At 43.5% G+C, this 6,346-nt stretch carries 3 protein-coding genes; 1 reads left to right on the top strand and 2 read right to left on the bottom strand.

What is annotated here, in order from left to right; all coding sequences use genetic code 11:
- Position 1: 1 nt before the first annotated feature.
- Together F1E73_RS16025 and F1E73_RS16020 are read right to left on the bottom strand one after the other, a co-directional pair.
- The gene (locus F1E73_RS16025; RefSeq protein WP_150452515.1) at positions 2-1,174 is read right to left on the bottom strand and encodes a dicarboxylate/amino acid:cation symporter; all 1,173 of its coding nucleotides are present in this window, start codon (positions 1,172-1,174) and stop codon (positions 2-4) included.
- Positions 1,175-1,494: 320 nt separating this feature from the next.
- A complete protein-coding gene (locus tag F1E73_RS16020) occupies positions 1,495-3,615 on the bottom strand; it encodes an amino acid carrier protein (protein WP_150452514.1) in 2,121 nt (706 codons plus the stop codon).
- A gap of 439 nt (positions 3,616-4,054) precedes the next feature.
- Between F1E73_RS16020 and F1E73_RS16015 the strand changes: the two genes are divergently transcribed.
- On the top strand, positions 4,055-6,346 hold a 2,292-nt coding region (locus F1E73_RS16015; protein WP_223883480.1), incomplete at its 3' end, for a patatin-like phospholipase family protein.

Here is a 6,346-nt window from a genome sequence, read left to right as displayed (position 1 = left end):
TTTATGAAGCAACCTGTTTCGTAAGTCTATTGACCACCAAGGCGATGGCCCCATCACCGGTAACATTACACGCTGTCCCAAAACTATCCATGGCAATATAGAGTGCAATCATAAGGCCCTGCATCTCCGAATCAAAACCCAACATGGATTGTAAGATGCCGATCGCGGCCATAATAGCCCCTCCGGGTACTCCTGGGGCAGCTACCATAGCAATTCCCAGCATAAAAATAAAGCCTGCGAAAAGGGTAAAGCTAAAGGGCACACCCTGTAAGATCATAAGGGCCATGGCACAGGCGACGATTTTCATAATACTACCCGATAGATGAATGGTAGCACATAAGGGGATTACGAATCCGGCTATTTTTTTTGATACTCCATTTTTTAAAGCTTGTTCCAAAGTAACGGGAATGGTCGCCGCAGAAGATTGCGTTCCCAAAGCTGTAAAATAAGCAGGTAACATGGTGATTAATAAGCGTACCGGATTCTGCTTCGTAAGCAATCCGGCAATTACGTATTGAATTATCAATAAAAGAATATGCAGCGCAAAGATTACTCCAATGATGGTAACAAATACCGAGAGTACGGAATACACCTTCCCATTAAAGGCCATACTGGCAAAGATTCCCAAGATATACAGGGGAAGCAGCGGAATGATTACTTTTTCTATCAATTGCATAATAATGACCTGAAAATCCTTTACAACGCCACCTAGGGTAGATTTCTCTTGATAGGACAGTCCCAAACCAATCACAAATGCGAATACTAAAGCGGTCATTACATCCAATGCAGGGGGAATGGTGATACTAAAATAAGGCAAGAGTTCCTTTCCCGTTTCACTAATCCCAGCAGCGTTAGCAGCGTGCGATTCCAAAAGCGTTGGGAATATTCCTGAAGCTGTAAAATAAGTCATAAAACCCGAAAACAAGGTAGACCCATAAGCAATAACGGCGGTAAGCAATAGCAATTTTCCCGCTCCCCTTCCCAAATCGGAGATGGCCGGCATAATGAGCCCCATAATAATCAGGGGAATGGAAAAATTTAAGAATTGACCGAAAAAGGCATTAAAAGTGGCAAAAACCCTACTGATGGATTGGGGTAATACCAATCCGAAAACAATACCTAAAACAATGCCCAAAAAGACTTTGAAAAGTAGGTTGGAAAAAAGTCGCTTCATGTTTGCAATATCTTAATAAAAAGGCCACAGAAGGAACCGCACTAGTTCCTTTCAAATACTGGAATTAACGAAGCGCTAACCCTGTTTCCATGCCCTTTTTTCAGGTAATTTGGCTAATATACAACCTACTGTAAAAAGAACGATTACAAACCTTAACAAAACTTTTCATTTTAAGAGAACGAAGCAAGTGGGCATCTCCCAGCTGCCGTTACAAAAAAGAATGATCTGGAACAGAAAAACACTCCTAGCATTTCCCAATCCAGATCATTCCCTACTACCCCTCCAAAAATATCCTATGAAGGGAAGCAGTTAAATCAAGTTTACTTTCCGGACGCAGCACTAGTTACTTCTGAAGCTTCCCTAAATTTAGGATTGATATAGAGTTTTCCTTTTTTCAGTTTCTCCCAGTAATTTTTCATATCCGAATTTATCTCGGGAGCAAGTATATATAGTCCGATAATATTAGGGAAGGACATAGCTAAAATCATCATATCTGCAAAGCTCAATACCGCTCCTAGACTAACAGAAGCCCCTAGTACCACAAACACCAAGTACATTACCTTATAGACCATCTCTAGTTTCTTGCTCCTTCCAAACAAGTAGGTCCAGGAACGCATTCCGTAATAAGACCAGGATACCATGGTAGAAAATGCGAACATCAGCACCGCCACTGCCAGTACCATGGGGAACCAGGAAATTACGCTCCCAAAGGCATCGGAGGTAAGTTCTACCCCACCCAGGCCATATACTTCGTGCTTCCCAGTAAAAATCAGTACCAGCGCAGTCATGGTACACACCAACATGGTATCTATAAACGGTTCTACCAAAGAAGTGAATCCATCGGCAATAGGATGATTGGTTTTGGAGGCACTGTGGGCAATGGCTGCAGAACCCACTCCTGCTTCACTGGAAAAAGCTGCTCGTTGCAGCCCTATAATCAATACCCCGACAAATCCACCTTTCATTGCTTGTGCGGAGAAGGCCCCATCTATGATGGAACCAAAGGCCCATCCTATATTACCAATGTTGGTTCCTATCACTACCAAACAACCCAATACATAAAGGATGGCCATAAAGGGTACCACTTTTGCCGTAACCTTGGCAATACTTTTTATCCCGCCAATGATCACCATGCCCACAAGGATGGCAAACCCTACACCAAACCAGAAACCGTGTTCCTGTAGGAAGGGAAGTTGTTGGGATACTATTTTAAATGCCTGATTGGATTGCAGCATATTCCCTCCTCCAAAGGAAGCACCAATACCCAAAATAGCAAACAGCGCTGCAAGGAATTTCCCTAGTGTTTTCATATTGCGTTTCTCCAAACCATAGCGTAGGTAATTCATTGGTCCTCCAAAGATTCGGCCTTCCTTATCAATAAAGCGGTATTTTACCCCTAGGGTACATTCGGCAAATTTTAGGGACATCGCAAAAAAACCAGCCATAAACATCCAGAAGGTGGCACCGGCCCCTCCCAAGGAAATGGCTACGGCTACCCCAGCAATATTACCAAGGCCCACAGTGGCCGAGGTAGCGGTTGCCATCGCTTGAAAATGTGTAATGGTACCAGGCGCATTGGGGTCGTCGTACTTTCCTCTTGCCAAATCGATGGAGTGTAAAAACCCTCTTAAGTTTACAAACTTTAGTCGCAAGGTGAAAAATATACTTCCTAGAATTAACCAGATAACAATAAATGGGATGGTACTGGTTCTTACATCCCCATTGGGAAATAATAAGGGTCTAGGCGCATCGAACTGAATTACGGCCAAATCGATGGCTAATTTGGAAGGGTCACCTCCTATCCCAGTAATGGCGTCCCCTACTTTTAAGATATGTGATAAACTACCGTCTGCCGTGGCATAGATAAGTGTTTCTTGGTCCTTACTATCCACAACAACGGCAACCTCCTGCCCTTTGATTACTTCTTCCCCTTCTGGCACCAACCATTTTGCCATGGTATAATTTTTCTCCGTGGCTTCCATCACAGGAACGGTAATAGTGGTTTGGTCGCTATAAACCACCGGATCGTACACGCCAATAGCCGCAAAGGGATCCCAAAATAAAATGGCCCCTAAATAGTCTACCGCTGGTTGCACATTACTGTTAAAGATTTCAGTTATGGATTGGGCCGGAATTGTAAAGTTCTTGGTCACCGTATTCCCATCTGCATCCGTGATAATAACTACATGCTCTAGCCCTTCTATGAGTCCAGTCGCCTGCTTTTGGAACAATGCAGTTTGGGGATCGCTCCATTTAAATTTATAAGGAGCTTTACCGCCCGTCACTGACACCTCCGCTATTCCGTTGTTTATCTCCTTGGATGGATTTTTTAGGGTGATAGCTACCGTCATTTTCCCGACCGAAGTGAGTTGGTCTTGTGCCATAACGATAGTAGTAAATAGGAAAAGTAATAAGGTGGGTAAAATCCTTGATTTTAACATTAAAGTTTTCTTTTTTGTGCTTCGATTAAAATTTAAAAGCCCCCAAATTAGCGATTTACAAAGGGCTCCCCAAGGAATTGGGAAGGTTTCTCTAAAACTCACCAGCTTTTAGGGGGCTAAAAACCAATCTGCAATGACTGCCATTTTCAGGAGGTTGATTCCTTCGCTGTTTCCCAGCCATTAGGGTCTAAGCCCAATTATTTGTACCCTGAATTGAGACTCCCTTTTTACCCCCAAAACTTCCGACAAAATAAATTGGTCATGGAAGCGCAGTTTTGTGGGTTATTTCAGACAGAATGCTTGATTAAAAAATTTTATCCGTTATTTTTGACGAAGCACATGGCAGCATTTGCATGGATCCCCAAAAAACTTTTCATTCCGTACTGCACGAAACCGACAACTAATGAATAAAAAGAGGCCGTATCAAATTAATCATCACATGTCCGCACAATTTTTTAGCAATATGGTAGCTTCACTAAAAAGGTTCGTGCTTTGCCTTTTCCTCTTCTTACTATGGCTTACCCCCCGAACGGGCATTTCTCAAGATAAAAAACCTAAAATTGCCCTAGTTCTAAGTGGTGGGGGCGCAAAAGGCGTAGCTCACATCCCCACTTTACAGGTGTTGGATTCCCTTGGTATTGTGCCAGATCTAGTGGTGGGGAACAGTATGGGCAGTATTGTGGGCGCCCTATACGCAATGGGCTATTCTGGCGATAGTATTGCGACCATTGCCAAACAGGCACCCTGGGACATTCTTATTGGTGGGGGCATATCCTTGCGGGATGTTAGTGTGGAAGAAAAGTTTGAGTTTAACCGTTATCTGGTAGAGTTGAATTGGGCAGATGGCAGTCTAAAGTTGGGAAACTTTCTACTGAACGATCAGAACCTACGGGCCTTTATCGCATCCCATACCTATCCCACCTACAATACCGACAACTTTGACGAATTAGCCATTCCTTTCCGTGCCGTAGCGACGGATATCGTACATGGGAAAGAAGTTGTCTTGGACCGGGGTTCTCTAGGGTTGGCCATGCGGGCCAGTATGTCTATTCCCGGACTGTTTTCCCCTGTAAAATACAATGGAACCCTATTGGTAGATGGAGGGTTGTTAAACAATTTCCCCGTGGATATTGCAAAAAGTATGGGAGCCGATATCATTATTGGAAGTGACGTAGGAGGAGGAATGGCCAGTAAAGAAAATCTCAATAGCTTCACTGCGCTTATGTTTCAGGCAGGGATGATGAATAGCAACCTGAAAAACCCACAAAATAGGGCGCTATGTGACATTTTGATAGACCATGTTCCTAATTTATCGTATTCCACGGCCGATTTCTCTAAAACCAACATCATGTACGAGGAAGGAAAAATCGCGGTACAGCAAAATCTAGATTCCCTAAGTGCCCTTTCCTCCAGACTGATGAATTTTACACAACGGCCCCGTAAGTTGCCTGAGATGCCAGATGAGACAACCTTAGATACTATAATATATAATGGTATTAGCAAGCACAATATGGCCTTGGTTAGGGCCAGAACCAATATAAAAGCTCACACCCCCTATAGCGTTTTGGATATATTGGACGGGGTCAATAGGGCGATGGGTACTACTATTTTCAGCCAGATTACCTACCACCCCGTTCTAAGTGGAGATACCTTGCAATTGCATTTAAATGCTACGGAACGATCCCAGCATCAGGTAAAGGGGTCTTTGCACTATGACGGAGACAATGGCGTAGGCCTTATGGTAAACTATACCGGGAGAAATATTATTGGCAACGCCTCCCGGTCGTTACTGACCATGGATATTGCCGACCAGCCCAAATTTAGGGTTCAGCACCAGAAGAATTTTGGAGGCGGACGCGATTGGTGGTGGCGCACGGAAGGTTTTGGGCAGCAACTGAAACAAAAGGTATTTGTGAGCGGGGAGTATGTGGACAATCTTCGCTATCGGAACTTTGTTTTTGACAACCAATTAAACCGAAATCTCATTTCCTTGAAAAGCTATATTGGATTAGGAATTAAATTTCACAGTACCAGTTTAAAACCTATCATAGATCCAGAGGTAAAGGACAATGTGTTTCAGATACATAAATATAAGAATAGCGATTCCGAGGCTTACCTCCACTACCGTTATAACAGCATGAACCGGGTCTATTTTGCAACGGAGGGGGCGCTATTTAAAGGGCATTTAGGAAGATCGTTAGGGAATAAGCTTAGTATTGACTATTCGGACGCCAGTATTCCCGATGTGGATGGTGCTACCAATGATTTCTCTAGAATTGGGTTGGATTATGAAAAAAGATTCCCATTAAGCAGTAGGACATCGGCCATTATAGGAACCTCGGGCCATTTTATTTTTGAGGATGATCTTAGGGAGAACGACTATTCTTTTTCAGCGTTGGGACTTAATTCCAAATATTTTCTGGGTGGTAACAGCAAAAACCCAGGGAACGAAAACTTTGTATTCCCCGGTTTGCACCAGGGGGAGTTAAGTGCTACGCAATTTGTAAAACTCAATCTAGGGATGCAGTTCCAAGCCATGAACAAGATTTACCTGACCCCCCATTTCAATGTCGCTTCCGTGGGGTTTGGAAGGTTTCGCGATTATCTTGAGGATGCATTTATTCCCAAAGGAAATTGGCCAGACGCCACCCAGCCCAGTTTATTAATGTCTGCTGGGACCACCTTCTCCTACCACTCCATTTTAGGACCTGTTAATTTTGATGTCTCTTGG

Origin of the sequence: Arenibacter lacus (assembly GCF_008711145.1) — a bacterium.
GTDB lineage: Bacteria > Bacteroidota > Bacteroidia > Flavobacteriales > Flavobacteriaceae > Arenibacter > Arenibacter amylolyticus.
The sequence above is the reverse complement of the archived record's forward strand: the minus strand, read 5'-3'. Positions and strand labels throughout refer to the sequence as shown.

Excerpts from the sequence above, each read along its gene's own strand:
- F1E73_RS16025 (WP_150452515.1), bottom strand. The coding sequence starts at position 1,174 with ATGAAGCGACTTTTTTCCAACCTACTTTTCAAAGTCTTTTTGGGCATT.
- F1E73_RS16020 (WP_150452514.1), bottom strand. The coding sequence starts at position 3,615 with ATGTTAAAATCAAGGATTTTACCCACCTTATTACTTTTCCTATTTACT.